This window comes from Novosphingobium sp. BL-A-41-Hi4A-0G, assembly GCF_055521735.1.
In genome coordinates, this window is record NZ_CM145501.1 from 1,405,219 (window position 1) to 1,431,342 (window position 26,124).

Annotated in this window: 21 protein-coding genes and 1 riboswitch; of the genes, 13 read left to right on the top strand and 8 right to left on the bottom strand. The window is 63.0% G+C overall.

Annotated features, from left to right (window positions below; genetic code table 11):
* Positions 1 to 126: 126 nt before the first annotated feature.
* On the top strand, positions 127 to 621 hold the full coding sequence (locus ACZ1JX_RS06925) for a hypothetical protein (RefSeq protein ID WP_465126017.1): 495 nt from the start codon (positions 127 to 129) through the stop codon (positions 619 to 621).
* Positions 622 to 690: 69 nt separating this feature from the next.
* Here ACZ1JX_RS06925 and thiC read toward each other — a convergent pair whose 3' ends face one another.
* Positions 691 to 2,574, bottom strand: coding sequence for a phosphomethylpyrimidine synthase ThiC (gene thiC / locus ACZ1JX_RS06930; protein ID WP_465126018.1), 1,884 nt, complete (start codon positions 2,572 to 2,574; stop codon positions 691 to 693).
* A gap of 49 nt (positions 2,575 to 2,623) precedes the next feature.
* A riboswitch (TPP riboswitch) is annotated at positions 2,624 to 2,731 on the bottom strand.
* A 15-nt stretch (positions 2,732 to 2,746) separates the two neighbouring features.
* Here thiC and ACZ1JX_RS06935 point away from each other — a divergent pair.
* Positions 2,747 to 3,166: a hypothetical protein gene (locus tag ACZ1JX_RS06935; RefSeq protein WP_465126374.1), complete on the top strand. Its 420-nt coding sequence runs from the start codon at positions 2,747 to 2,749 to the stop codon at positions 3,164 to 3,166.
* On the opposite strand, the gene ACZ1JX_RS06940 is transcribed toward ACZ1JX_RS06935, so the two are convergent.
* From ACZ1JX_RS06940 to ACZ1JX_RS06950, 3 genes are all read right to left on the bottom strand, one after another.
* Positions 3,167 to 5,338, bottom strand: coding sequence for a hypothetical protein (locus tag ACZ1JX_RS06940; RefSeq protein ID WP_465126019.1), 2,172 nt, complete (start codon positions 5,336 to 5,338; stop codon positions 3,167 to 3,169).
* A gap of 504 nt (positions 5,339 to 5,842) precedes the next feature.
* Entirely contained in the window at positions 5,843 to 7,366 is a 1,524-nt protein-coding gene (locus ACZ1JX_RS06945) for a flavin-containing monooxygenase (RefSeq protein ID WP_465126020.1), read from the bottom strand.
* 140 nt (positions 7,367 to 7,506) lie between these two features.
* The gene (locus ACZ1JX_RS06950; RefSeq protein WP_465126021.1) at positions 7,507 to 8,100 is read right to left on the bottom strand and encodes a DUF2585 domain-containing protein; all 594 of its coding nucleotides are present in this window, start codon (positions 8,098 to 8,100) and stop codon (positions 7,507 to 7,509) included.
* Between the two features lie 98 nt (positions 8,101 to 8,198).
* Between ACZ1JX_RS06950 and crtY the strand changes: the two genes are divergently transcribed.
* The 6 genes from crtY (at position 8,199) to ACZ1JX_RS06980 (ending at position 14,105) form a co-directional block, all read left to right on the top strand.
* Complete coding sequence (gene crtY, locus ACZ1JX_RS06955; RefSeq protein ID WP_465126022.1) at positions 8,199 to 9,395, top strand: lycopene beta-cyclase CrtY; 1,197 nt, start codon at positions 8,199 to 8,201, stop codon at positions 9,393 to 9,395.
* Entirely contained in the window at positions 9,392 to 10,870 is a 1,479-nt protein-coding gene (locus tag ACZ1JX_RS06960; protein ID WP_465126023.1) for a phytoene desaturase, read from the top strand. The genes crtY and ACZ1JX_RS06960 overlap by 4 nt, the downstream gene beginning before the upstream one ends.
* Positions 10,867 to 11,448, top strand: a complete 582-nt coding sequence (locus tag ACZ1JX_RS06965) for an LOG family protein (RefSeq protein ID WP_465126024.1) — start codon at positions 10,867 to 10,869, stop codon at positions 11,446 to 11,448. Before ACZ1JX_RS06960 ends, ACZ1JX_RS06965 begins: the two co-directional genes overlap by 4 nt.
* A gap of 4 nt (positions 11,449 to 11,452) precedes the next feature.
* Positions 11,453 to 12,436, top strand: coding sequence for a phytoene/squalene synthase family protein (locus tag ACZ1JX_RS06970; RefSeq protein ID WP_465126025.1), 984 nt, complete (start codon positions 11,453 to 11,455; stop codon positions 12,434 to 12,436).
* A 77-nt stretch (positions 12,437 to 12,513) separates the two neighbouring features.
* A complete protein-coding gene (locus ACZ1JX_RS06975) occupies positions 12,514 to 13,359 on the top strand; it encodes a cytochrome b/b6 domain-containing protein (protein WP_465126026.1) in 846 nt (281 codons plus the stop codon).
* Complete coding sequence (locus ACZ1JX_RS06980) at positions 13,356 to 14,105, top strand: molybdopterin-binding protein (protein WP_465126027.1); 750 nt, start codon at positions 13,356 to 13,358, stop codon at positions 14,103 to 14,105. The genes ACZ1JX_RS06975 and ACZ1JX_RS06980 overlap by 4 nt, the downstream gene beginning before the upstream one ends.
* Here the strand turns inward: ACZ1JX_RS06980 and ACZ1JX_RS06985 are convergent.
* The 3 genes from ACZ1JX_RS06985 to pgi form a co-directional block, all read right to left on the bottom strand.
* Positions 14,102 to 15,118, bottom strand: a complete 1,017-nt coding sequence (locus ACZ1JX_RS06985; protein ID WP_465126028.1) for an NAD-dependent epimerase/dehydratase family protein — start codon at positions 15,116 to 15,118, stop codon at positions 14,102 to 14,104. The genes ACZ1JX_RS06980 and ACZ1JX_RS06985 overlap by 4 nt on opposite strands.
* 174 nt (positions 15,119 to 15,292) lie before the next feature.
* Positions 15,293 to 16,675: a glutathione-disulfide reductase gene (gene gorA, locus ACZ1JX_RS06990; RefSeq protein WP_465126029.1), complete on the bottom strand. Its 1,383-nt coding sequence runs from the start codon at positions 16,673 to 16,675 to the stop codon at positions 15,293 to 15,295.
* Between the two features lie 88 nt (positions 16,676 to 16,763).
* Complete coding sequence (gene pgi / locus ACZ1JX_RS06995; RefSeq protein ID WP_465126030.1) at positions 16,764 to 18,287, bottom strand: glucose-6-phosphate isomerase; 1,524 nt, start codon at positions 18,285 to 18,287, stop codon at positions 16,764 to 16,766.
* A 156-nt stretch (positions 18,288 to 18,443) separates the two neighbouring features.
* Between pgi and lepB the strand changes: the two genes are divergently transcribed.
* From lepB to ACZ1JX_RS07020, 5 genes are all read left to right on the top strand, one after another.
* On the top strand, positions 18,444 to 19,307 hold the full coding sequence (gene lepB / locus ACZ1JX_RS07000; protein ID WP_465126375.1) for a signal peptidase I: 864 nt from the start codon (positions 18,444 to 18,446) through the stop codon (positions 19,305 to 19,307).
* The gene (gene rnc / locus ACZ1JX_RS07005) at positions 19,262 to 19,978 is read left to right on the top strand and encodes a ribonuclease III (RefSeq protein WP_465126376.1); all 717 of its coding nucleotides are present in this window, start codon (positions 19,262 to 19,264) and stop codon (positions 19,976 to 19,978) included. The genes lepB and rnc overlap by 46 nt, the downstream gene beginning before the upstream one ends.
* Positions 19,979 to 20,044: 66 nt before the next feature.
* Complete coding sequence (gene era / locus ACZ1JX_RS07010) at positions 20,045 to 20,950, top strand: GTPase Era (RefSeq protein ID WP_465126031.1); 906 nt, start codon at positions 20,045 to 20,047, stop codon at positions 20,948 to 20,950.
* The gene (locus tag ACZ1JX_RS07015) at positions 20,938 to 21,768 is read left to right on the top strand and encodes an SGNH/GDSL hydrolase family protein (protein ID WP_465126032.1); all 831 of its coding nucleotides are present in this window, start codon (positions 20,938 to 20,940) and stop codon (positions 21,766 to 21,768) included. The genes era and ACZ1JX_RS07015 overlap by 13 nt, the downstream gene beginning before the upstream one ends.
* A 183-nt stretch (positions 21,769 to 21,951) precedes the next feature.
* Positions 21,952 to 23,538: an ArnT family glycosyltransferase gene (locus ACZ1JX_RS07020; RefSeq protein ID WP_465126033.1), complete on the top strand. Its 1,587-nt coding sequence runs from the start codon at positions 21,952 to 21,954 to the stop codon at positions 23,536 to 23,538.
* Here the strand turns inward: ACZ1JX_RS07020 and topA are convergent.
* Positions 23,522 to 26,098 carry a type I DNA topoisomerase gene (topA, locus tag ACZ1JX_RS07025; protein WP_465126034.1) on the bottom strand — a complete coding sequence of 859 codons (2,577 nt, stop codon included), beginning with the start codon at positions 26,096 to 26,098 and terminating at the stop codon, positions 23,522 to 23,524. The genes ACZ1JX_RS07020 and topA overlap by 17 nt on opposite strands.
* Between the last annotated feature and the right edge of the window lie 26 nt (positions 26,099 to 26,124).

The window sequence follows — 26,124 nt, forward strand, 5'->3', positions numbered from 1 at the left end:
TGCTGAAAGGCACGATGAGCCGCGCCATGTCATGATGGCAATCGTCTCGCGCGGGGGATGTTCCCGCCTGCTCTGCGAGCGCAGCGACCTTGCTCGTCCGCAGGGTGTGCAATAACATTGCGCCCGATGGCATTCTTGTCTTTCCGCACCCGCCTCCGCGCGTTCCAGACCATGCGCTGCGATCCCCCAGACCCGGGCTTCATCGCCGATCTCGAATTCCTGGAGAATCGCGACCTTGATCTCTCGGTGCGGCTGGGTGCGATGCTCGGATTCAACGCCTTGCTTATCACCATCGGCACTCATCCGATTTCGGCCAGCCCCGGCGCACCCCTCTCGCTTGATGCGCCCAGCCAGCCCGGCTTCGTTCTGGCGAACCTTGCCGCGCTGATGCCGCTCGTGATCTCATGCGCGCTGGCCCTGCGCGCGATGCTTCTAGGCGAAGAGTTCGACGCCGATGGGCTGGAAGGAGATACGGCGCTCCGCCAGCGCCTCTTTGCCACCTTCGTGCGTTCGATCGATGCCCAGGCGCGGCTGCTCTATCACGCCGTACGCTGGACACTTGCAGGCGGCGTGCTCAACCTGGTGCTGTGGGCGGCGATCCTCTACGCCAAGATGCACTGAAGCCGGATCGCACGAGGCGATCCGGCTTCATGGGGGTGATGACCGGCGCAGATAACCGCGCCGGCATAATCAATCGTGCTCACGCCCGCCTGCGCCGATGTAGAGCTCGCGGCCCATCTCGTCGTACTTAGCGCTCATGGCCTTCATGCCGGCTTCGGCTTCTGCCTCGTCAGCAGCCACGAACGTTTCGAACGGCTGGTTCTGCTTGGCGGCGAATTCGCGCACTTCCTGGCTGATCTTCATCGAGCAGAACTTCGGCCCGCACATCGAGCAGAAGTGCGCCGACTTGGCACCCTCCGCCGGAAGCGTCTGGTCGTGGTACTGCTCGGCGGTATCGGGATCGAGCGAGAGGTTGAACTGATCGCGCCAGCGGAACTCGAAGCGCGCCTTGCTCAGCGCATCATCGCGCACCTGCGCTGCCGGGTGCCCCTTGGCAAGGTCGGCCGCATGGGCCGCCAGCTTGTACGTCACCACACCGACCTTCACGTCATCGCGATCGGGCAGACCGAGGTGCTCCTTGGGCGTGACGTAGCAGAGCATCGCCGTGCCGTACCAGCCGATCTGCGCCGCGCCGATGCCGCTGGTGATGTGATCGTAGCCCGGCGCGATGTCCGTCACGAGCGGCCCGAGCGTGTAGAACGGTGCTTCGCCGCAGGCTTCGAGCTGCTTGGTCATGTTCTCCTTGATCTTGTGCATCGGCACGTGGCCGGGGCCTTCGATCATCACCTGAACGTCCTGCGCCCACGCCCGCTTGGTCAGCTCGCCCAGCGTGTAGAGTTCGGCGAATTGCGCTTCGTCGTTGGCGTCGTAGATCGAGCCGGGACGCAGGCCATCGCCCAGCGAATAGGCCACGTCATAGGCCTTCATGATCTCGGTGATCTCGTCGAACCGTTCATAGAGGAACGATTCCTTGTGATGCGCCAGGCACCACTTGGCCATGATCGACCCGCCACGGCTGACGATGCCGGTCATGCGCTTGGCCGCAAGCGGAATGTAGGGCAGGCGCACGCCCGCATGGATCGTGAAGTAATCGACGCCCTGCTCGGCCTGTTCGATCAGCGTATCGCGGAACACTTCCCAGGTCAGGTCTTCGGCCACGCCGCCGACCTTCTCCAGCGCCTGGTAGATCGGCACCGTACCGATCGGCACCGGCGAGTTGCGCAGGATCCATTCGCGCGTGTCGTGGATGTTGCGGCCCGTCGAAAGGTCCATCACGGTGTCCGCGCCCCAGCGGATCGACCAGACCATCTTGTCGACTTCGCTGGCAACGTCCGATGCCACCGCCGAGTTGCCGATATTGGCGTTGATCTTCACCAGGAAATTGCGCCCGATCGCCATCGGCTCGCTCTCGGGGTGGTTGATGTTCGAAGGAATGATCGCGCGGCCGCGCGCCACTTCGTCGCGCACGAACTCGGGCGTCACGTAATCGGGGATCGAGGCGCCCCAGTCCTGTCCGTCACGGATCAGCGCTTCCCTGGCCTGCTTGCGACCAAGGTTCTCGCGGATCGCAACGTATTCCATCTCGGGCGTAATGATGCCCTTGCGGGCGTAGTGCATCTGGCTGACGTTCTGTCCGGACTTGGCGCGCAGCGGACGCTTCACCACGTTGGGGAATGCCGGCACGCCTGCCGAACGATCCGGCCCCTTCAAGCCATTGTCCTCGGGCTTCGTTTCGCGCCCGTCGTATTCCTCCACGTCGCCGCGCGCCAGGATCCAGTCACGGCGCAGCTTGGGCAGACCCGCAGCAATGTCGATTGCCACGCGCGTATCGGTGTAGGGACCCGACGTGTCATAGACCCGCACCGGCGGCTCGCCACTCGAAGGCTCGAGCGAAATCTCGCGCATCGCCACGCGCACGTCCGGGAAGCGCAGGCTTTCGACATGGATCTTGCGGCTGCCACGGATCGGCCCGGTGGTAACGCCGATTTCCAGCTTGGAGTTGATGTCGGCCATTGAAGCGCTCCTCTGGTGGACGGTCCGGGAGCGCGTGTGCCGTAGCCGAGGCCTGCGGCACTGCCCTTCCCTCCGCCCGTGCTAACGGGTTCAGGTTCGACGGGTCGGGCTGCGTGACCAGCCCCTCTCAGCCACACTGGCTCCCCGGGGTATGACGTTCTTTTAGAGCGGTATTCGGCAATGGGCAACCGGCTACGACATCCGCTTCCCGTTCTTCGACAATCCCGCGCTCACCGCTGATGCCGACAACCGCCCTCCGCCGCTGTTCAAGCGCATCATGAAGCCTGAAGTGCCCGACCTCTTCTACGTCGGCCTCGCCCAACCGCTGCCGACGTTGGTCAACTTCGCCGAACAACAGTCCAAGCTCGTCGCCGCCTACCTCGCAGGGACATATGCTCCATCGCCGTCCACCGAAATGCACCGCGTGATCGCAAAGGAGGAAGCCTACTATACCGGCCAATACTACGCCGCCCGCAGCCACACGATCCAGCTCGATTTCGATCACTACAAGCGTGCTCTGGCAAAGGAACTCGCCAAGGGAGCCAAGCGCGCCAGGGCAAAGGCAGGCGCTGCCCGGTCCCAGCCACGCTGATCACCTCGCAACCGCACCTGGCACATCGAGGTCCGCTCTTCTGCGCCCCTTTGCATCCCACGCGAGGCAAGGTCGGCTAAGCGACGACAGCAGAGCGCCAGCTGGTGTGAAGTCTCCAGCCGCTTCCCTCGGCCAGATCTCATCTTCCGTCCCACCCATCGTGGTTCCGCTTGCACCCGCTGGCGGTGAAGTCATCGCAAAGAGATGATTGTTCGCAATTCTGATGTGCTCATTCGGCGCCCCTCTCCAGGTCACACTTGGTGCGACGTTATTGGCAAACAGGCAGTAATCGTCGATCTCCATCCCGTCTTCTGTCCTGAAGGCCCAGGCCTGCGTCATCGAGTTGTGGGCGAATACGAGATGGGACTTCCGCCCGGATCGCGCGATCTGGCTCGCGATGTAGTCCTTGCGACTATACTGACCGAAGACCTTCTTGGCTGCGAAGCTGTTGTTGACGAACACGAAATCCCGGGCCTGTGCGGGTGATGAAACAAAGAAGCATTGCCCCACAAACTCACGCACGACGTTGTCGGTGACGATGACATTTTCCTCGATGCCCTCGAAGAGATGCTGCCAGAAGTCCGCATGCAGATCGAGCATGGTAACAACTTGCAGAGTGACGCCTTTCACGTTCGTCGGCCCGAATGCGGTCCCTTTCATACCGTTCAACGAACACATCGTCGCCCTGCGGGTGTTGTTCTGAAGCGAGGCGGCAAAGCCGGGAATCCCGTTGAGCCAGTCCACCACCGCCGAACAAGGTGTGATGCGACCAGCAGCCTTGGTGACCTCAAACGTGCTCACCACCGCATCGTTGACGCGGGCCGTAAAAGTCCGCGTGGCCGCATCCGAGTAATCGGAAAGTTCGATCGTCGCGGATGCCGCTTCGCCGCTGTAGGAAACGGTGAAAGCAGGTACGTCCTTTGCCCAAACCGCGCATTGATCGAAATTCTCGACCAGATTGCCGATCACACACCGCGCATCGGTGAAGGCATCGCCAAGTCCGTCGGATAGCCTACACCCACGCGCCAGGCTCGCGCCAACTGCCATGTTCGGCAGACTGCTGATGTCACACTCGGTAAACCAGGGATTGTTGCGGGCGACGCCATAAGGCTTCGGTCCAAGCGTTTCCGGATTGCAGTATGCCGACCCGCCGCTCACCATGATCGTCATGCCATCGAACCAGTGCTGGTTACCCCGGCCCTCCTGGTGGATGATCTCCATATCGCGATGGTCGATGGTGATGTTGCGTCCGCGGAAGTGCAATCCGTCGTAACCCGTTCGCGGCGCGCCGGGAACGTACGATGTAGCCTTGATCGTGACAGGAACGCTCGCCTCGATCGTCGCATAGCCCTTGGCGCTGGTGTAGCGTGTTCCTATGGCCTCCAGCGTGTAATCGTCACGCTGTTCTACCAGCAGGATGCGTGGCCGGTGAGCCCCCTTGCTGGCGGCGTAAGCAAGCGCGTTCCGGATGGAACTGTACCGCGATCCCGCGATCTCCGGTTGCGACGGAGCAATCGTCACCTCAAGATCATGCAAATTCTGCGATGGCATGAACAGGTAGGGGCCCATGACCCGGTTCTGCATTGTCGCGTCGCGTGGAATGGCCTCGAAGAACAGATTGGCATCACCATGCCTGCCATCGTGCTTCAACCGTACCCACCACCCCAGATACTTGACCAGTCGGCCGTTCGCATCGTCGAACGTTTGGTACGAAGGCTGACCGATCTCGACCTTGTTGCCTTCATAATGAACGATGACCGACCGGATTCCGAGATTCTCCAGCATCGAGCCGCCATCATTGGCAAATGCGGATACGCCGACCAGCACGCTGTCCGTATAAGCCTGGTTCGGCGGAACAATCAGGCGCATGGCTGGCTTGGCAGTCAGCCGGACCGGATCTGTCGGCGCGGACGCAAAACCCGATCCGGCAGTGCCGGTCCAGCCCTGTGCAGGCCAGAGCCCGTCGATGCTCGCTGCAGACTGCGTTGCAATCGCCTGCGGTTGCTGCGTCGGTGTCGGAGTAGGCAGCAGGACCGGAGTGTTGCCGCTCGTACCGCCGCCGCCACATGCGGACAGCATCACGGTCATCGAAACCCCGGTCAGAAACGACCTCCGACTGAAATTCTTGTCAACCGTGGGAAGAGAACGACTATAAACCAGGCGATCAAACACAAATTGCAATCCCGCAACACCCTGAAAACACAAGGCGAATGCAGTGATTTGCTGACGGTTTGATAGATCGTTTTTGGTCTAAGTATATGTCTTATAGAGTAATATTTGGGGTCACAGCGGGATGCGGAGAAATTTCTTTCAGATCGCTTAATACCGCGAGACGTTCGCAGTTATTTTTACAAGGAAAGTTTCAGTGCCGTAAGCATACGGAGATTTCTGCAGTGACCCGCGCCTGAACGCCCCTTGTGCTCACCGCAGCGCTTCCGTCATAAAAATGACAGGCAGTAGAAATCCCCCACGCCGCCGCATCGGTACGAAGCGAATCATTCGCTGCCGCGACCACGGAATCCTCTAGGAAACGCCTGCAGCCCCAATGCCGCCGCACTGAAACGCTTCCAGGGTCAGGAGCCACGACGCCGTCTCGCGCAAGAGACATCCGATGAGCCAAAGGCTCACCAACATTACTCCCGATAACGCCGCCTTTGCCAGAGCGGTACGTTGCTCCTACTCCGCCGCCTCCGCCAGCGGCGCATCCCGCCGTACCCCATCATAGACGAACTCCTGCCCGTCCAGATCGATCGCCGGAAACGCCTCGCGCTCCAGCCAGTAGTTCTGGTTGTGCCGCCAGACGTCGTTGGACCCGCGCCGTGGCAGCTTGTCCATGTCGCGCATCAAGTAGCCGGGATTGAAGTTGTCCTCCTCGATCCACGGCAGCACCTCCATGCCGGCGTCCTCGTCGCGGAAAGCCACTTCCACCTTCTTCGCACCGCGCGCGTCCATGTGGTTGAGCAGGTGACAGACGAAATCGGCCATCATGTCCACGCGCAGGGTCCAGCTTGCCCGGAAGTAGCCGAAGACCCAGGCCATGTTGGGAACGCCGGTGAACATCATGCCGCGATAGGTCACCGTCTCGCCCCAGTTGACCGCCTGGCCGTCCACTTCGAACGGAATGTCGCCCAGAACCTTCAGCCGGAATCCGGTGCAGGCCATGATGATGTCCGCCTCGATCAGTTCGCCCGAACTCGTCAGCACGCCCTTGTCGGTGAACCGGTCGATCGTGTCGGTCACCACCGAGGCGTTCCCCGCCACGACATGCTTGAACAAATCGCCGTCCGGCAGTTGCGCAAGCCGCTGCTGCCACACGCGATAGCGCGGGGTGAAGTGCGGTTCGAACTGGAAATCCTCGCCAACATAGCCGCGGATCAGCGCGCGCAGGTCCTCGGCCATGGCCTCGGGCTCTTCCCGGCTGCGGCGGTCCATTTCGTAGAAGTTGTGGATGTAGTCCTGCCGAACCACCCGGTGGATGGTGGGCTCGTCGATCCCGATCGTGCGCAGCCGCTCGGCCAGTTCGCTGACATTGGGTGCGCAGTAGAACCATGTGGGCGAGCGTTGCAGCATCGTCACCTTGGCGCCCTGATCGCACAGCGCCGGGACCACCGTCGCCGCCGTCGCCCCCGATCCGATCACCAGAACGCGCTTGCCCGCAACGTCGGTCGCCGGGTCCCATAGCTGGGCGTGGACGAACAGGCCCTTGAAGTCCTGCGTACCCTGCCACTCCTTGGGAATGTAGGGCACCTGATGGTCGTAGTAGCCCTGGCACATCCACAGGAACCCGGCGGTGAAGGTGATTGTCGCGCCGTCCTTCGTCCGCGCATCGAGCGTCCAGCGGTTCGTCCTGCTGTCAAACTTCGCGCTCGTGATCGTGTGGCCATAGCGGATGTGCCGGTCGATCCCGCCTTCCTCGATCACCTCGCCCATGTAGTCGAGGATCGCCTGCCCGCTGGCGATCGGCGTGCCGACCCAGGGCTTGAAGCGATAGCCGAAGGTATAGAGGTCGGAGTCCGAACGCACGCCGGGATACTTGTGCGTTTCCCACGTGCCGCCAAAGGTGTCCTTGGCCTCGATGATCGCATAAGTCTTGCCCGGACACTGCTCCTGCAGGTGCCATGCCGAGCCTATCCCGGATATGCCTGCGCCGACGATCAAAACGTCAAAGTCGCCGCCCGATGCTGCCTGTTCGCTCATCATGCCTCTCCATGGTCTGACGCCATATGCGGCCGTTTTCGGCTCGTCCTAGAAAGTGACATTGATCGGTATCAACTTGCAACCGGGTGCGCCCTTTCATGAGGCGTTCGGTCAAGAAAATGAAACGCTTGGGGCATGCGTGCTCAACCGCCAGCCTGCCACTCCCGCACCGCGTCGAGCGGCCATGCGAGCATCAGCACGTTGAGTGCCAGATTGTCGCGGATCATAGCCAGCGTGAACAGCTCGAAGGCGATCGCCATCACCACCGTCACCATCGCCGGCGCCCTGCTCGCAAATACGAAGCCCAGCGCCATGAAGGCCATGTCGCAGAACGAGTTCAGCACGCTGTCGCCCGAATAGCCCCACGAGATCGTCACCGCGCGGTAGCGGTCGATGATGATTGGCGAGTTCTCGAGAATCTCCCACGATCCTTCGACCAGCACCGCCAGCGCCAGCGCCCATGTCGGCGAGATCGCCTTGAACCCCGCCCGCTGCCACAACAGATGCGCCGCGCCATAGAACAGGAAGCCGTGGATCACGTGGCTGAAGCTGTACCAGTCGGAGATCTGCTGGCTGTTCTCGGCCGATTCCACCACGCCCTGCCACAGCCGGATCGTCCCGCACGGGCAGATCGGCGGACGGTGCATCCCCAGCAGGATCACCACGATCCCCAGCGCCACGCCCAGCGCCGCAATCGCGCCTGCGCGCCCTGGCCGCAACGTCACCAATCCCGTCATTCGCTCCCCCTCAAATCCATGCCCTTTCTGACGGGTGAACCTGACAGTCACAAGCCCATGGTTGCACCGGCAACTGCATGGCCCTAAGCGCTTGTCCCATGAAAGTGCGGCAGTGTGACATCGCGATCCTTGGTGGCGGCCTTGCCGGCGGCCTCGTCGCATTGGCGCTGCGCCGGGCCCATCCCGAACTGTCGCTGCTGCTGGTCGAACAGGGCGAGGAGATCGGCGGCAACCACGTCTGGTCGTTCTTCGGCACCGATGTCGGCAAGGCCGGGCGCGACCTGCTCGACGGCATGATCATCGCCGCCTGGCCGGAATACACCGTCCACTTCCCCCGCTTCGAACGGCGGCTGAAGACCAGCTACTACTCGATCAATTCCGCCCGCTTCGACAGGATCGTGCGCGAACGCCTGGGCAATGATGCGATACTCACCGGAGTCCGGGCACTCGCCTGCAGTTCCACCAACGTCACGCTTTCCAACGGCACCCGGATTGAGGCTGGCGCGGTGATCGACGCCCGCGGCTTGCGCAGCGTCTCGGACCTTACCGGCGGCTGGCAGAAATTCGTCGGCCGCCGCTTCCGCCTCTCCGCCCCGCACGGTCTCGACGCCCCCATCGTCAAGGACGCCACGGTCGAGCAGATCGACGGCTATCGCTTCGTCTATTCGCTCCCCTTCGCAGTCGACGAGATCTTCGTCGAGGACACCTACTATTCCGATGGCCCCGCCCTTGATGCCGACGCTATCCGCGCCCGCATCGATGCCTATGTCGCCGCGAAGGGCTGGCTGGTCGCCGAAGTGCTCGAGGAAGAGCAAGGCGTCCTCCCCGTTGTCGCAGGCGGAGATTTCGAAGCGTTCTGGCGTGCAAGCGGTGGCCCGGTCGCCCGCGCAGGTGTACGTGCCGGGCTGTTCCAGGCCGTCACCAGCTATTCGCTGCCCGAAGCCGTGAAATACGCCCTCGCCCTCGCCCGCCAGCAGGACCTTTCCGGCGAAGCCCTCGCCCGGTTCAGCGAAGACTGGTCGCGCAAGCACTGGGCCCACTCTGCCTACCTTCGCCAGCTTTCCGCCCTGCTGTTTGCAGGCGCTGAGCCGGACAAGCGCTACCGCGTGCTCGAACGCTTCTACAGCCTCAGTCACGGGCTGATCGAGCGGTTCTACGCCGGCAAGAGCACTGTTTTCGACAAGGCCCGCATCCTTGCTGGCAAGCCACCGCTGCCAATTACCCGCGCGCTGGGCGTATTGACCGGGCTGGGCGCCCGCCCCCAACCCCTCTCGCATTCAGGAAACTTACGATGAAGCGCGCTTGCGTAATCGGCTCCGGCTTCGGCGGTCTTGCCCTCGCCATCCGCCTCCAATCGGGCGGCATCCAAACCACCGTGATCGAAGCGCGCGACAAGCCCGGCGGCCGCGCGTATCACTGGGTCAAGGACGGCTTCACCTTCGACGCGGGCCCCACCGTTGTCACCGATCCCGCCTGCTTCGAAGAACTCTGGGCGCTCTCTGGCCACCACATGGCCGAAGACGTCGAACTCATGCCGGTAACGCCGTTCTACCGCCTCAACTGGCCCGACGGCACCAACTTCGACTATTCGAACGACGAAGCCCAGCTCCGCGCCGAGATCGCCAAGCTCAATCCGGCCGACGTCGCCGGGTATGACGAGTTTCTGCGATATTCCGCCGGGGTTTACGAGGAAGGCTACGTCAAGCTCGGCTCGGTCCCGTTCCTCGATTTCGCCAGCATGATCAAGGCCGCCCCCGCCCTTGCCCGCTATCAGGCATGGCGCTCGGTCTATTCGATGGTCTCGAGCTACGTGAAGGACGAGCGCCTGCGCCAGGCCTTCAGCTTCCACACGCTGCTCGTTGGCGGCAATCCGATGAACACCAGCGCGATCTACGCCCTGATCCACAAGCTGGAAAAGGACAGCGGCGTCTGGTGGACCAAGGGAGGCACCAACAAGCTCATCGAAGGCATGCTCACCCACTTCCAGCGCCTCGGCGGCGAAGTGCGGATCGGCGATCCGGTCACCCACATCGAAACGCTCGGCACGCGGGTAACCGGCGTCACCACCAAGAGCGGCTGGTCGGCGAAGTTCGACGCAGTCGCCTCGAACGGGGACATCATCCATTCCTACCGCGATCTGATGCCTGACAATCCACATGCACAACGCCGCGCAAAGTCTCTTGCCAAAAAGAAATTTTCCCCCGGCTTGTTCGTCGTGCACTTTGGCGTTGAAGGCACCTGGCCCGGAATCCCGCACCACATGATCCTGTTCGGCCCGCGCTACAAGGGCCTGCTGGACGACATCTACAAGCACGGCGTCCTGCCGGAAGACTTCTCGATCTATCTCCACCACCCGACCGTGACCGATCCGTCCGTGGCGCCTGAAGGCATGAGCACGTTCTACGCGCTCGTCCCCGTCGCCAACATGGGCAAGCTCCCGGTCGATTGGGACGAGATCGGCCCGATCCTCGAAAAGCGGGTGCTGGACGAAGTCGGCCGTCGCCTGATCCCGGACATCCATTCGCGTATCGTAACGAAGTTCCACTACGCCCCGGATGACTTCAAGGCTGATCTTTCCGCCCATCTCGGCAGCGCCTTCAGCCTCGAACCGCTGCTCACGCAGAGCGCATGGTTCCGCGCGCACAACCGTGACGATACGATCTCGAACATGTATCTGGTCGGCGCCGGCACCCATCCGGGCGCTGGCCTTCCCGGCGTGGTCGGCTCAGCCAAGGCCACCGCGAAGCTGATGCTGGAGGACCTTGCTTGAAACGCCTTGCCGTCTATTGCGGCTCCGCCTCGCCTGCCGATACCCGTTACGTAACCCTTGCCCGTGAGATCGGCGCCGAACTCGCCCGGCGCGGCATCGGCGTCGTCTATGGCGGCGGCAAGCTCGGCCTGATGGGCGCGGTCGCCTATGGCGCGCTCGATGCCGGTGGCGAGGTTATCGGGGTAATCCCCGAAGCACTGGTCAACAGCGAAGTCGCCAACCCGGACTGCACCGAACTTCATGTCGTCCCCGGCATGCATGAGCGCAAGAAGGCCTTCACCGACCTCTCCGACGGCTTCCTAACCATCCCCGGCGGCGTCGGCACGATGGACGAGCTGTGGGAAGCGGTCAGCTGGGCGCAACTGGGCTATCACGCCAAGCCGGTGGGCCTGCTCAACGCCTTCGGCTTCTACGATCACCTGCTCGCCTTCAACCGCCACATGATCGACGTCGGCTTCATCCGTGAAGCCCACGCCGGGATCATCATTGCCGAGCCGGACCTTGATCTGCTGCTGGCGCGCATGGCAGCGCACGTCCCACACAAGCCGATCTTCGCGATGAAGGCGGACGATCTGTAACGGCATGCTTGATCGCAAGGCACTCGTTACTAACGCCCGCACGTCGATCCTGAAGGGCTCGAAGAGCTTCGCTCTCGCCAGCCACCTGTTCGACCGTGAGACCCGCGAGCGCGTCTGGCTGCTCTACGCATGGTGCCGCCGCTGCGACGACATCGTCGACGCGCAAGACCACGGCGGCGCGCTCGGCGATCAGGCGGGTGCCTACGAACGGCTTGCTCTGGTGCGCGAGAAGACCGCCTTGGCCTTTGCCGGCAAGGAGAGCGGAGACCCGGCATTCGACGCCTTGGGCCTCGTCGCCCGCGAAACCGGCCTCACGCTCGACATGGCCCGCGCCGTGATCGACGGTTTCGCCCTCGACGCCGCCGAATGGCAGCCACACAGCGAAGCCGATCTGATGCGCTACTGCTGGCACGTCGCAGGGGCCGTCGGCGTGATGATGGCCGTGGTCATGGGCGTCTCGCCCGATGACGAGGACACGCTCGACCGCGCCTGCGACCTCGGCCTCGCCTTCCAGCTCGCCAACATCGCCCGCGATATCGAGGAGGATGACGCCGCCGACCGTTGCTACATCCCGCTTGACTGGCTCTCCGAGGAAGACATCCCGCCCGGCGAGCAAATGAAACCGCACTACCGCCCCGCGCTCACTCGCCTGATCGCACGCATGTGCGAAACCGCCGAGATCCATGAGTGCTCCGCCCGCATCGGCGCGTCCCGGCTCAAGGGCCGCCAGCGCTGGGCCATCCTCGCTGCCGCTGGCATCTACGGCGAAATCGCCCGCGAAGTCGCCCGCCTTGGCGAGCACGCCTGGGACCACCGCACCGCCGTTAGTAACGCCCGCAAACTCGGCTTCGTCAGCAAGGCCGCATGGGCCGCGATGCGCCCGGTCCCGCGTTCCTGCATAGCCAAGGCGAGCATGCGCCGCTTCAACCGCGCAGACCTGATCGCGCTCGCCGCGCGCCAGCCTGCGGGTCATCCCTCCAACGCATAAGTCATATCGCTCTGCAGGTCCCTTGCTTCCCGCGCTGACTGTGGCACTCTCGCGCCAGGACAGGAGCAAAACCCGCCGTGGAAGCTGCAAGCTCTATCGTTACGTCACAGGATGACGCCCCCCCGGAAACCAGCCCGCTCGTCTACCGAACCCGCCTGCCGGTGCGCATCTGGCATTGGGTCAACGCCATCACGATCTTCGTCATGCTGATGAGCGGGGCGACGATCTTCAACGCCCATCCGCGGCTCTATTGGGGCAAGTACGGTGCCACCTTCGAAACCCCATGGTTCGAAATCGGGCGCCAAGGCCAGCAGGGTTTCCTTCGCCTCGGGAGCTTGCAGATCGACACCACCGGCTTCCTCGGCCTGACCGAGCATTCGACAAAGGCGTTTCCTCCGCTGGTCACGATTCCCAATTATTACAGCTTGGCCGAAGGTCGCCAATGGCACTTCTTCTTCGCGTGGGTGCTCGTTCTCTCGATCATCGCTTTTGTCATTTATGGAATTATTTCCAAACATTTGACACGTGATCTTGCGCTTTCACGTGAAGAATGGAAACCCTCGCACCTGTGGCATGACATCAAGGAACATGCCCGCCTGCGTTTTCCCACTGGCGAAGCGGCAAAGGCCTACAACCCCTTGCAGAAGATCGCCTACCTCGGCGTGATCTTCATGCTGATCCCGTTGGTCGTGCTTACTGGCATGACGATGTCGCCCATGCTCAACGCCGCGTTCCCGTGGTTGCTGGACATCTTCGGCGGCAGGCAATCAGCGCGCTCGATACATTTCCTTTGTGCATCAGGCTTTTTAGCCTTCATCTTCATCCATCTCCTCATGGTCGTGCTGGCGGGTCCCTTCAACGAACTACGCTCAATCATCACGGGCTGGTATCGCCTGCCCGCAGCACGGGAGGACAAGGCATGACCATTCTCACCCGCCGCACCGCGCTTGTTGGCGCAAGCGGCCTGCTGCTGGCCGGTTGCGAGAAGATCACGACTTCGCCCACCGTGCGCAAGGTGCTGACACTGGGCGAAAAAGCCAATCTTTCAGGGCAACGCCTGGTAACAGACCGCAACGCGCTGGCACCTGAGTTCACCCGCGCCGACATCTCGCCAAAGTTCCGCATGAACGGCAACCGCATGCCTACCTCGGCGGAATATCAGGCGCTCATGGCCAATGGGTTCGCCGACTGGAAGCTCGAGATCGGCGGAAAGGTCGCCCGCCCGTTCAGCCTGACCCTCGCCCAACTCAAAGCCGCACCGCAGCGAACGCAGATCACGCGCCACGATTGCGTCGAAGGGTGGAGCGCCATCGGCGAATGGACCGGCGTCCCCCTCGCCCTGCTCCTGCGGCAGGCACAGGTTTCCTCATCAGCTCAATACATTGTCTTCCATTGTGCAGACGACTTCTCAGGTAATCCCTATTACGAAAGCATCGACCTGATCGATGCTCTCCACCCGCAAACGATCCTCGCCCACACCATGAATGGCCAGCCCCTGCCCGTAGGCCACGGCGCCCCGATCCGCCTGCGAGTCGAACGCGCACTCGGCTACAAGCAGGCCAAGTACGTGATGAAGATTGAGGCGGTCGAAACTTTGGCCGGCATCTACGGCGGCGGTGGCGGTTACTGGGAGGACCACTCCGGCTACCAGTGGTTCGCCGGCATCTAGACCTTCACCACGCCCCGCTCGATCAGGCTCCGCGCGCAATCGAGGATCGAATCCTCCACCGGACGCATCGTCCACCCAAGCCGCGCCTGCGCATGGGCGGAACTGGCCCCACGCACATTCCCGAGTTCTCCGGTCACCTGCCGGATCACAGGATTGAACAGCGCCACAGTTCTGACCAGCCAGTCGGGCAACCGCCGTGTCGGCACCTTGCGAGCCTGTAGCCCCATGTTTGCCTTAAGCACTTGCGCCACATCGATAATCTTGAGGAACGGCCCCGACGCAATGAAGCGTTCGCCCGCCAGACCCGGTGTTGTCAGTGCACGGAAATGCAGATCCGCAACGTCACGCACGTCAACCAGCCCAAAGCCAATGTCCGGACACCCCGGCAACGCACCCGACAGAAGCTGGTTAACCACTTCAATCGAAGGCGAAAAATCGCTCGACCAGACCGGCCCTAGCACCGCCGCCGGATTGACCGAGACGAATTCCATCGCCCCGCCCTCAGCCGCCACCCACTCCCGCGCTGCGCGTTCGGCAATGGTCTTGGACTTCACGTAAGCGTAAACGTCTGATCCGTTTAGATTTGTCCAGTCCTTCTCGGTGAACTCAAACGTCCCCTTGCCATGGCCATAGGCAATCGCGGCGACCGAGGAAGTCTGGACGAAGCGCGTCACCCCGGCATCGCGGGCATAATGTAACGCGCGCAACACACCTTCCCGTGCCGGAACAATGAGTTCGTCCTCATGCTTGGGTGCAGTCGTGGTGAAGGGCGAGGCCACGTGAGCGACATGGCTGCACCCTGCCATCGCCTCGGCCCACCCGGCATCGGTGGTCAGGTCGGCGGCGAAAAAGCGCAGGGTTTCAGCGGTTCCACCGAGCAGAGGCCGCAGTTCGGCTTCGCGCTTAGCCGAGCGGACGGTGGCGTGGACGGTCCAGCCCTCGGCCAGAAGCTGCCGGATCAGGTATCCGGCGATGTAACCGCTGCCACCTGTAACAAGGACCTTGCCTGCCATTGTTCACGCCTCCCACCCGTTCATTATCGGAGAAGGATAGCGTGAGTAACGAGCGGCACCAAACGCCTTCGTCAGTATGGCTCCGGCAGGGCGTTTGCCTGCGGGAGTTGGGGGGGAGTCAGGGGGGAGTTGCCGGTTTGCCTCGGAGAGTTGGAAACCGGCAATTTTTCCCGATTATCGCATCAAAACAAGCTCTTCGGCCATCGACGGGTGCAATGCGACCGTCGCATCGAAGTCTGCCTTGGTCAGCCCCGCCTTCACCGCAATCGCCGCCGCCTGCAGGATCTCAGGGCTGTCAGGGCCGATCATATGGATGCCCAACACCTTCTCGGTCGAAGCATCGACGATCATCTTGTAAAGCCCGCGCTCGGGCCGGTGGCCGAAGATGTTCTTCATCGGGCGGAAGTCGGACGAGTAGACCTTGATGTTGCTGCCAAATGCCTGACGCGCTTGGCTTTCCGTCAGGCCAACGCCCGCGAGAGGCGGCTGCGAGAACACCGCGCTGGGGATGCAATCGTAGCTGACCGAGGTGTCCTTGCCGCCAAACACGCGGTCGGCAAAAGCCTGACCCTCGCGGATGGCGATGGGGGTAAGTTGCACGCGGTTCGTTACGTCACCGACGGCGTAGATGCTGTCGCACGCGGTCTTGCCGTGATCGTTGACCGGGATCTCGCCCGCAGAACCCAATGAAATCCCTGCGTTTTCAAGCCCCAGGCCATCCGTCTTGGGCCGCCGCCCCGTCGCCACCAGCACCACATCGGCATGGAGCGGATCCGGCTGCTTGCCAAGGAAGACGTCCAACGAACCATCGTCCCGCTTCTCGACGCGGTCGAACGGGCAGTTGAACTTGTATTCGATCCCGCGCGCCATCGTGATCTGCAGCAGGCGATCGCGCAGGGATTCATCGTAGCCCCGCAGGATCGTCTCGCTGCGGTTGACCACCGTTACGTGACAGCCCAGCGCGTTGAAAATCCCTGCAAATTCCATCGCGATATAGCCCGCACCGGAGATGACCACGCGCTTGGGCAGGCTTTCGAGATGGAACACCTCGTTCGACGTGATGCAGTGCTCGCTACCCTGAAATTCGGGCATGACCGGCCAAGCGCCGGTGGCGATGAGGATGTACTTCGCGCTGATCTCGCGCCCCGAGGCAAGGCGTACAAGGTTCGGCCCGGCAACGGTCGCACGCTCGAGGAAGCGCTCTACCTTGTTGTTTTCCAACGTGTTCGTGTAGGCGCTATTGAGCCTGTCGACATCCTTGAGGACCGCGTCACGTAACGTCGGCCAGTCGAAGGTCATCTTCTCGACCGTCCAGCCATAGTTGGCCGCGTCCTGCAGTTCCTCGGCAAAATGCGAACCATAGACCAGCAGCTTCTTGGGCACGCAGCCCCGGATCACGCAAGTCCCGCCGACCCGGTACTCCTCGGCCACGGCTACCCGCGCCCCATGGCTCGCCGCAATGCGGCTGGCCCGCACGCCGCCTGACCCTGCGCCAATCACGAAGAGATCGTAGTCGAAGTCCTTCCCGGAAACCTGCCCAGATACCTGCTCAGCCATATGCGCTCCTTGTCTCAGGCGAGCATATGGCCTCTGGTCCGCGCCAAGACCAGAGGCATTCCCTGCAATAGTCCGTTACGCGAAAGGTTCAGCCACCGATGCCCGCCGCCGCGAGCAGTGCCTCGGTCGAAGGGTCGAAGCCCTCGCCGCCGCCAGCCTCGATCTGCTTGGCGATGGCCTTGCCGAGTTCCACGCCGAACTGGTCGAACGGGTTGATGCCGAGCATCGCCGCCGAGACGAACGTGCGGTGTTCGTGAAAGGCGATCAAAGCGCCGAGCGTGGCGGGATTCAGATCCTCGCACAGGATCGTCGCCGATGGACGGTCGCCCGGATAGGCCCGCGCGCCATCGTCGGACGCCTTGCCCGCCATCAGCGCTGCCCCTTGCGCAAAGCAGTTCGACAACAGGATTTCGTGATGAGCCGGGTCAAGATCGTGCCCCTGCGTCTTCACCGCAAGGAAATCGACCGGGATCAGATGCGTGCCCTGGTGCAACAGCTGGAACACCGCGTGCTGGGCATCGGTGCCGACCCCGCCCCAAGTCACCGGAGCGCTGGCGCGGGTCAGCGGCGAGCCATCGGCCAGCACGCGCTTGCCGTTGGATTCCATCTCGAGCTGCTGGAGATAGTCGGGCAGCAGCTTCAAACGCTCGTCATAGGCGAAAACCGCGCGCGACTGGCAACCGCGCACTTGTGTGTAATAGAGATCGGCAAAGGCGGCGCGGACGATGACGTTCTCGGCAAAGTCCACGTCGATGAAGTGACGGTCGATCGCGGCGGCACCATCGAGAAACTCGGCAAAGCCCTGCCAGCCCAGCGCCATGGCGACGGGAAAGCCGATCGACGACCACAGCGAATAGCGCCCGCCAACGGTTTCCGAAAACGGCAGAATGCGGGTTTCATCGACGCCCCATTCCACCGCCTTGTCTGGCGCGGCAGTGAGCGCGATGACCTGGCCGTAGGGATCGGTCACCCCGCCTTCACGCAGCCATTCGAGTGCGGAATGGGCGTTGGTCAGGGTTTCAGTCGTAGTGAAAGTCTTGGAGGCGAGCGCGATCAGCGTGGTCTTCGGATCGCAGGCTTTCATCGCCGCTTCAAGCGCGCAGCCGTCGATGTTCGAGACGACATGGACGGCGACTTTCGCTCCGTCGCGGGTCAGTGCGTCGATGGCGAGCGCGGGGCCGAGCGCCGAGCCGCCGATGCCGATGTGGATCAGGCTCTTCACCTCACCCAGCGCGCCTTCGTGGATTGCCTCGACCAGCATCTGCATGCGGGCGTGGAGCGCTTCGGCTTCCTCAACGCTGGTGTCCTTGCCAATGCCTCGCTCGGCGGTGTGCTCGGCCGCGCGGCCTTCGGTGTTGTTGATCTTTTCGCCCGAGATCAGCGCATCACGGCGCCCTTCCAAGTCCATCGCTGCCGCCACAGCGCCCAGCAAGGCGTCGACTTCGGGTGAAAGGTGCGTCTTGGACCAGTCGAAGATCACCGGGCCGCCGGGCAACTCTAGCGTGGTGGAATAGCGCGAAAGACGCGAACTGTCGGCGAACAGCTCTTTCAGGGTCGGCTTGGGCAGACCTTCGAGTGCGGTCCAATACTGCTTTGCCTCGCTTGCGGACATGTCCAACCTCTTCCTTTCGCAACTGCGTAATCGCTCTAATGCCCGCCCGAGCGCGTCTCGCCAAGCGCGCTGTTCATCGACCGGCAAGCTGCGCAGACGTATTTCAGCCACTGTATTAGACAAACAACACACTTGACGAAGGGGCCTGCTGGCAACATGACCGCGACGATGAACGACACGCCCGACGCCAGCAGCCCGACGCCAGCGGATCAAGCCGCCCCCGCTTCTCCCGCAAGGAAGGAAAAGAAGGAGGACAGCTTCCCGGTCTTCCTGATCAAGCTGGTGCTGGTCGTGGCGATCTTTCGCAGCTTCATCTTCTCGCCGTTCAACATCCCGTCGGAATCGATGCTGCCGCGGCTTGAGAACGGCGACTACCTGCTCGCCGCAAAATGGCCGTTCGGCTACAGCAGCTACTCGCTGCCGTTCAGCGCACCGCTGTTGCCAAAGCGCATTTTCGCCAGCCAGCCCGAGCGCGGCGACGTGGTGATCTTCAAGGCCCCGCCGGGCAACGATATCGACTATATCAAGCGCGTGATCGGCCTGCCGGGTGACACGGTGCAGATGATCGGCGGCGTGCTCCACCTGAATGGCAAGGCCGTACCCAAGGTTAAGGTCGAGGATTTCGTCATCCCCGTCAGCCCGAACACCGATTGCCTTTCGATCGAGTTCGCGGTGACCGAGGCCGATGGCAGCCAGACCTGCCATTACCCGCAGTACCGCGAAACGCTGCCCTCGGGCAAAAGCTACAATGTCCTTGATATGGGCCAGCGGGCGGTTGACGATACCGCGCCGGTGATCGTGCCCGAGGGCCATCTGTTCATGATGGGCGACAACCGCGACAACTCGATGGACAGCCGCTTCCCGGCGATGGAAGGCGGCGGCATCGGGCTGGTGCCACAGGACAACCTCGTGGGCCGCGCGACGATCATGATGTGGTCGACCGATGGCAGCGCCAACTGGTTCCTGCCGTGGACCTGGTTCACCGCAGCGCGCTGGAACCGGATCGGGGGCACGTTCTGAGCGCGCTTTCCGCAGAGACAACCGCGTTCCTGACGCAGATCACCGGCTCTGCGCCCGCGCGGCCTGATTTGTGGGCAGAGGCGCTGACGCATGGCTCGATGGGCGAGGCGCGCGATTACCAGCGCCTCGAGTTTCTGGGTGACCGGGTGCTTGGGCTGGTGATCGCTGACTGGCTGCACGAGAAGAGCGATGCCGCCGAAGGCAAGCTTTCGCAGCGGCTCAACGCGCTGGTCAGCCGCGAGACCTGTGCCGATGTGGCACGGACGATTGCGCTCGCTCCCCACATCCGCCTTGGCAAGCAGGCGCGGGATGATGGCGGCGCACAGAGCGACAATATCCTGGGCGATGTGATGGAAGCACTCATCGGCGCGCTGTTCGTTGAACGCGGCTTCGATGCTGCGCGTGATTTTGTGCGCAAGGTGTGGGACAAGCCGATGGCTTCGGGCACCGGGCAGCGCAAGCATCCCAAGGCTGCGCTGCAGGAATGGGCGGCAGGCAACCGGCGCAAGCCTCCGGTCTATACCCTCGTCGCACGAGAGGGGCCGGACCATGCGGCCAAGTTCACCGTTTCGGTTGAAGTGAAAGGCGTCGGCGATGCCAGGGCGACCGGATCGAGCAAGCAGGAAGCCGAGACGGCGGCCGCGCGCGCCTTCATGCAGGCATTTGGCTGACGCGAAACTGGCGGCTGGGGCGCAATTCGCCTAAGGTGGCCGCAACTTTCAAAAAGAATTGGAATAATGACCGAAAAATGTGGCCTCGTGGCCGTTCTTGGCGCCCCGAACGCCGGCAAGTCGACCCTCGTCAACGCGCTGGTCGGACAGAAGGTGGCGATCGTCTCGCCCAAGGCGCAAACCACGCGCGCGCGCCTGATGGGCATCGCGCTGGAAGACGTGGGAGAGGACAAGGCGCAGATCATCCTTGCCGATACCCCCGGCCTGTTCGAGCCCAAGCGCCGGCTGGACCGCGCCATGGTCAGTGCCGCTTGGGACGGTGCGCACGAAGCGGACGCGATCCTGCTGGTGGTCGATGCCCGCAAGAAGAAGCGCGACTATCTCGAGCCGATCCTCGAAACGCTGAAGGAGCGGCCCGAGCGCAAGCTGCTGGTGCTCAACAAGGTCGACTCGACGCCCAAGGAACCGCTGCTGGTCATGGCTGAGGCCCTGACGCAGGAGGCGGCGTTTGACGAGGTGTTCTTCGTCTCGGCCCTCACCGGCGATGGCGTGCCCGAACTCAAGCAGCGCCTTGCCGCTCTCATGCCGGAAAGCGCATGGCACTATCCCGAGGATCAGGTGTCCGATGCCAGCGAGCGGCTGATGGCGGCGGAAATCACCCGCGAACAGCTCTACCGCCAGCTTCATGACGAACTGCCCTATGACAGCACGGTGCGCCCGGAAAAATACATCCAGCGCAAGGACGGCTCGGTCGAGATCCACCAGCAGATCGTGATCACCCGCGAAACGCAGCGGGCCATCGTGCTCGGCAAGGGCGGTGCGCGGATCAAGGCTATCGGCGAGGCGGCCCGCAAGGAACTGGCGCAGTTGCTCGAAACCAAGGTGCACCTGTTCCTCCACGTAAAGGTGGACGAGCGCTGGGCCGATGCCAAAGAAATCTACGAGGAAATCGGGCTGGAATGGGTGAAGTGAGGTTGCGCGCGGCACTGCTCGTTCTGGCCACACTGCTGGCCACGCCTGCACTGGCCAAGCCTGCGCCCGTACCCGAAGGCGCGCGTTACGTGGCGCTCGGCAGTTCCTTTGCCGCTGGGCCTGGCGTCGGTCCGAATACGCCGGGCACGCCGCCGCGCTGCGGGCGCGGAACGTTGAACTATCCGAACCTGCTCGCGGCCAGGCTCAAGCTTTCGCTCACCGACGCGACCTGTAGCGGCGCGACGACCGAGCACGTGCTGGGCCCCTGGAACGAGGTCCCGCCGCAGATCGAAAGCGTGACCGCAGACGCGCGGCTGGTGACGATCACCATCGGCGGGAACGATGTGAACTTCGTCGGCAATATCTTTGCCGCCGCCTGCGAGAAGATGGCGACGCCCGACCCGCGCTGCCAGAAGTGGCGCGAGATCAGCGAGGCTGAATGGAAGGGCGACGAGGAGCGCATGCGCAAGATCGTGCGTGAGGTTCGCCTGCGCGCGCCCGATGCGCGGATCGTGTTCGTCGATTACATCACCGTCCTGCCGCCTAAGGGCGCGTGCGCCGCCGTTCCGATCTCTGAAGAGCGGATGGCCTACAGCCGGGGGGTGGCAAAGCGGCTGGCAAAACTGACTGCCAAGATCGCGCGGACGGAGAAGGCCGAGGTATTCCGCTTCTCCGCACTTTCGAAGACCCACGCTCCATGCTCGGACGAACCGTGGAGCAATGGCCTGACAGCGCCGCAGGGCGACGGCATCCCGGTTCACCCCAATCGGGCAGGTCACGAGGCTGCGGCGACCGCCCTCGCCAAGTATCTATCGTAATCTCAGAAACATAAACTTCTGACGGGCGCTTGCGCGCCACGCTCCGTCGCAAGGGCGGCCCAGTTCGCGCGCGCGCGCGGAACCCGACATCAAAGGTTCAAGTTGCGCCCCTAGTCGGGTCGCGAAGGGTCCGGGCGGTTCGCCCGTTAACATCCCGGGTGCCATGATGGACGGAGCGCGGGAATGAGCGATAGCGGCGGCGTGTTGACAGTGGGCGCCGTGCGCCCGGCCACCGACCAGACTCTCCGGCCATTTCAGCCCCTCCCCGTTCCGGCTTCGATTAGCCGGACGCTGATGGAGGCGCTGGCCTTTCTGTTCCTGTTCCTCGCCACCCGCAGCTTCCTGTTCGGGAACCCTGTCGTCCACATCGACGAACAGTTCTACCTGTTCGTGGCCGAGAGGATGCGCGAGGGGGCCGTGCCCTATGTCGACATCTGGGATCGCAAGCCGATCGGCCTGTTCCTGATCTATGAAGCGCTGGCCGCCCTGCCTTTCGACCCGGTCATCGCCTACCAGATGGGATCGGCACTTTCAGCCACGCTGACGGCGCTGGTGATCAGCCGCCTCGCCCGCGAGATCGCCTCGCCCACAGCCGCATCGCAGGCGGGCGCGGCCTATCTCCTGTTCATGCCGATCTTCAATGCCGGGATGGGACAGGCTCCGGTGTTCTACAACCTGCCGGTCGCGCTGGCGGCGCTGGTCGTGGTCGAAGCGTTCAAGCGACAAGAGGCGCCGGGGCTGGTCTGGCGCGGCTGCGTGGCCATGCTGCTGCTCGGCCTTGCCATCCAGATCAAGTACACCGTGATCTTCGAGGGCGCTGCCTTTGGCCTGATGCTGCTATCGCGCGGATTTGCCGACGTCTGGACCTATCGCAAGCTCGGTGCGGCCGCAGCCTTGTGGATCGGCGTGGCCCTCCTGCCGACGGTCGCGGCGCTCCTCTGGTACGTGGGGATCGGGCAGGCCGATGCCTTCGTCTATGCCAACTTCGTCTCGGTGTTCGAGCGCGGGTCGGACGGCTGGAAATCGTACTGGCGGCTGACCAAGGAAGTCGCCGTGATGATCCCGTTCTGGCTGGCGATCTTCCGTGCGCCGCGCAAGTTCGATACCTCGGGCGGAACCCACCCCGCATCGCTGCGCGTGATCCGGCTGTGGGCCATTGCCGCCTGCATCGGCTTCCTGATCTTCGGCACCTGGTACGACCACTACGTTTCGCCGCTGCTGGTGCCGCTGTCAGTCCTTGCCGCACCGGCGCTGGCACGGGTCCGCGATGGCGAGCGCTGGTACGGCAGGCTCTTGCTGGGGTTCGGCGCCATCGCCGGTCTCGCAGTGATGATGTACCAGTACAACCAGCACGGTTCGACGCGCCAGTACGAGGCGATGAACGCCGCCATCGCGCAGGAAATGCGCGGCGGCTGCCTGTTCATCTACGAAGGCGAGATGGCATTCTACCGCACGACCCACAGTTGCCTGCCGACGACGCGCATCTTCCCCAACCACCTCAACACGTATGTCGAAGCTCCGGCAATCGGCGTGGATGCAACGGCGGAAACGGCACGAGTGCTTGCCTCGCGGCCGACGGTGATCGTGATGCGGGGCAAGAAGTTCAACCTCTACCTGCCCAACATGGACACGCGCCGCATGATCAAGGCCGCCCTGGCCCGCGACTACGAGCGTTACGCGGCGGTCCCGCTCGGCAACAAGGAATACTGGCTCTACCGGCTGCGCAAGCCCGCAACCGGTAGAGCCCCGCTCCTTAATCCTCGGCCTTAGTCGCCTTCTTGGCCGGAGCCTTCTTTGCGGCAGGCTTCTTGGCTGCGGCCTTCTTTGGTGCGGCTTTCTTTGCCGGAGCCTTCTTCTTGCCCTTCGCGGGCGCCTTTGCGGCACGCTCATCGATCAGGACGATGGCTTCTTCGAGCGTCAGCGCCTCGGGCTGCTTGTCCTTGGGCAGGGTGGCGTTGGTGGTGCCATCGGTGACGTAGGGACCATAACGGCCAGCCATGAGCTTGATCTCGCCGCCCGATGTGGGATGCGCGCCGAAAACCTTGAGCGGTTCAGCGGCGGTGCGACTGCCGCGCGCGCCTGCCCCCGCCGCTGCAGCAGCAAGGTGCATGACGGCGGCGTTCATGCCGGTTTCGAACACTTCCGCAGTCGAGCGCAGTCGCGCGTATTTGCCGTCATGGGCAAGGTAAGGACCGTAGCGGCCAATGCTGGCGGTGATCGGCTTGCCGCTTTCAGGATGCGCGCCAACCTCGCGTGGAAGCGAAAGCAGTTTGAGCGCCCATTCGAGATCGAGTTCGGCAATGTCCTTAGGGATCGAAGCGCGCTTGGCTTCCTTGCCTTCGCCCAGCTGGATGTAGGGGCCGAACCGCCCCGCCTTGCGCACGACCTCGAGGCCCGTCACCGGGTCCTTGCCGAGAACGCCATCTTCCGCGCCATCGCCCTCTGCCCCACCGGGCTGGGCGAACTTGCGGGTGTACTTGCACTCGGGATAGTTCGAGCAGGCAACGAACGCGCCATAACGGCCACCACGCAGTGACAGGCGGCCTGCCTCGCACTTGGGGCACAGGCGCGGATCGGTGCCATCCTCGCGCGGCGGGAACAGGTAGTCGGAGAGGAACTCGTCAAGTTCGGCAGTGACCTCGCTCGGCTTCTTCTCCATGACCTCGTCGGACTTGGGCTTGAAATCGCGCCAGAACGCGGCGAGCACCTTCTTCCATTCGGCGCGCCCGCCCGAAACGTCATCGAGTTCCTCCTCCATCCCGGCGGTGAACTGATAGGCGACGTAGCGCGAGAAAAATCGTTCGAGAAACGAAGTGAGAAGTCGGCCCGATTCTTCTGCTAAGAAACGGTTTTTCTCGGTTCGAACGTAACTCCGATCCTTGAGCACCTGCAAGGTCGAGGCATACGTCGAAGGACGGCCAATGCCGAGTTCCTCAAGCCGCTTGACCAGGCTCGCTTCCGAATAGCGCGGCGGCGGCTGGGTGAAGTGCTGCGTCGCATCGACGCCGCGCTTGGCCGGCGTATCGCCGGTCTTCATGTCCGGCAGCAGGCTTGCATCCTCGTCGTCGCCATCGGCCTTCTGGTCACGTCCTTCCTCATAGACGGCAAGAAAGCCGGGGAACTTCACGACTTGCCCTGTGGCGCGTAGCTCGTGCTTGCCAGTGCCATCACGCAGGGTCACGCTGGTGCGCTCGATGTTCGCAGACGCCATCTGGCTTGCCATCGCGCGCTTGTAGATCAGGTCATAGAGCCGCGCTTCGTCCGCCGAACCATAACGGTCCTTGCTGAAATCCGTAGGCCGGATAGCTTCATGCGCTTCCTGAGCATTCTTCGCCTTCGTCTCGTAATGACGCGGTTTTTCCGGAAGATAGTGCCCGTCATAGCGGTCCGAAATCGCTTTGCGCGCGGCCGAAATGGCGCTCGGATCCATCTGCACGCCATCGGTACGCATGTAGGTGATCGCGCCTGCCTCGTAGAGCGTCTGCGCCACCCGCATCGTGTGGCTGGCCGAGAAGCCGAGCTTGCGCGCTGCTTCCTGTTGCAGCGTCGAGGTGGTGAACGGCGGATAGGGATTGCGGCGGGTCGGCTTGGTCTCGACCTCCTCGACGCGGAAGGTGCCCGCTTCGACCACGGCCTTGGCCTTCGTCGCCGCGCCTTCGTCGCCCAGCGTCAGCTTGTCGAGCTTCTGGCCATCGAACTTTACCAGGCGCGCGGCAAACTCAGTGCCGCCCTGTTCAAGCCGGGCAATGACCGACCAGTATTCCTGGGCCCGGAACGCCTCGATCTCGCGCTCACGCTCGACGATCAGGCGCAGCGCGACCGACTGCACGCGCCCTGCCGACTTGGCTCCCGGAAGCTTGCGCCAGAGGACCGGCGAGAGGGTGAAGCCGAACAGGTAATCGAGCGCGCGGCGGGCGAGATAGGCATCGATCAGGTCCTGATCCAGCTCGCGCGGACGCTTCATCGCGTCGGTCACCGTCTGCTTGGTGATCGCGTTGAAGGTGACGCGCTCAACTTCCTTAGGAAGTGCCTTACGTTTCCTGAGCAACTCCCTGACATGCCAGGAAATTGCCTCACCTTCGCGATCAGGGTCAGTCGCGAGAATCAGACGATCGGCGTCCTTGGCCGCATCGGTGATCGCCTTCACGCGGGACTGCTTGTCGCCGTACAGTTCCCAGTCCATCGCGAAGTCCTCGTCCGGGCGGACAGAGCCGTCCTTCACGGGCAGGTCGCGGATGTGACCATAGGAGGCGAGCACCTTGTAGCCGGGGCCAAGATACTTCTCGATGGTCTTGGCCTTGGCCGGAGATTCTACGATGACAAGCTGCATGATCTGAAAAAGCAGTCCTTACGTGT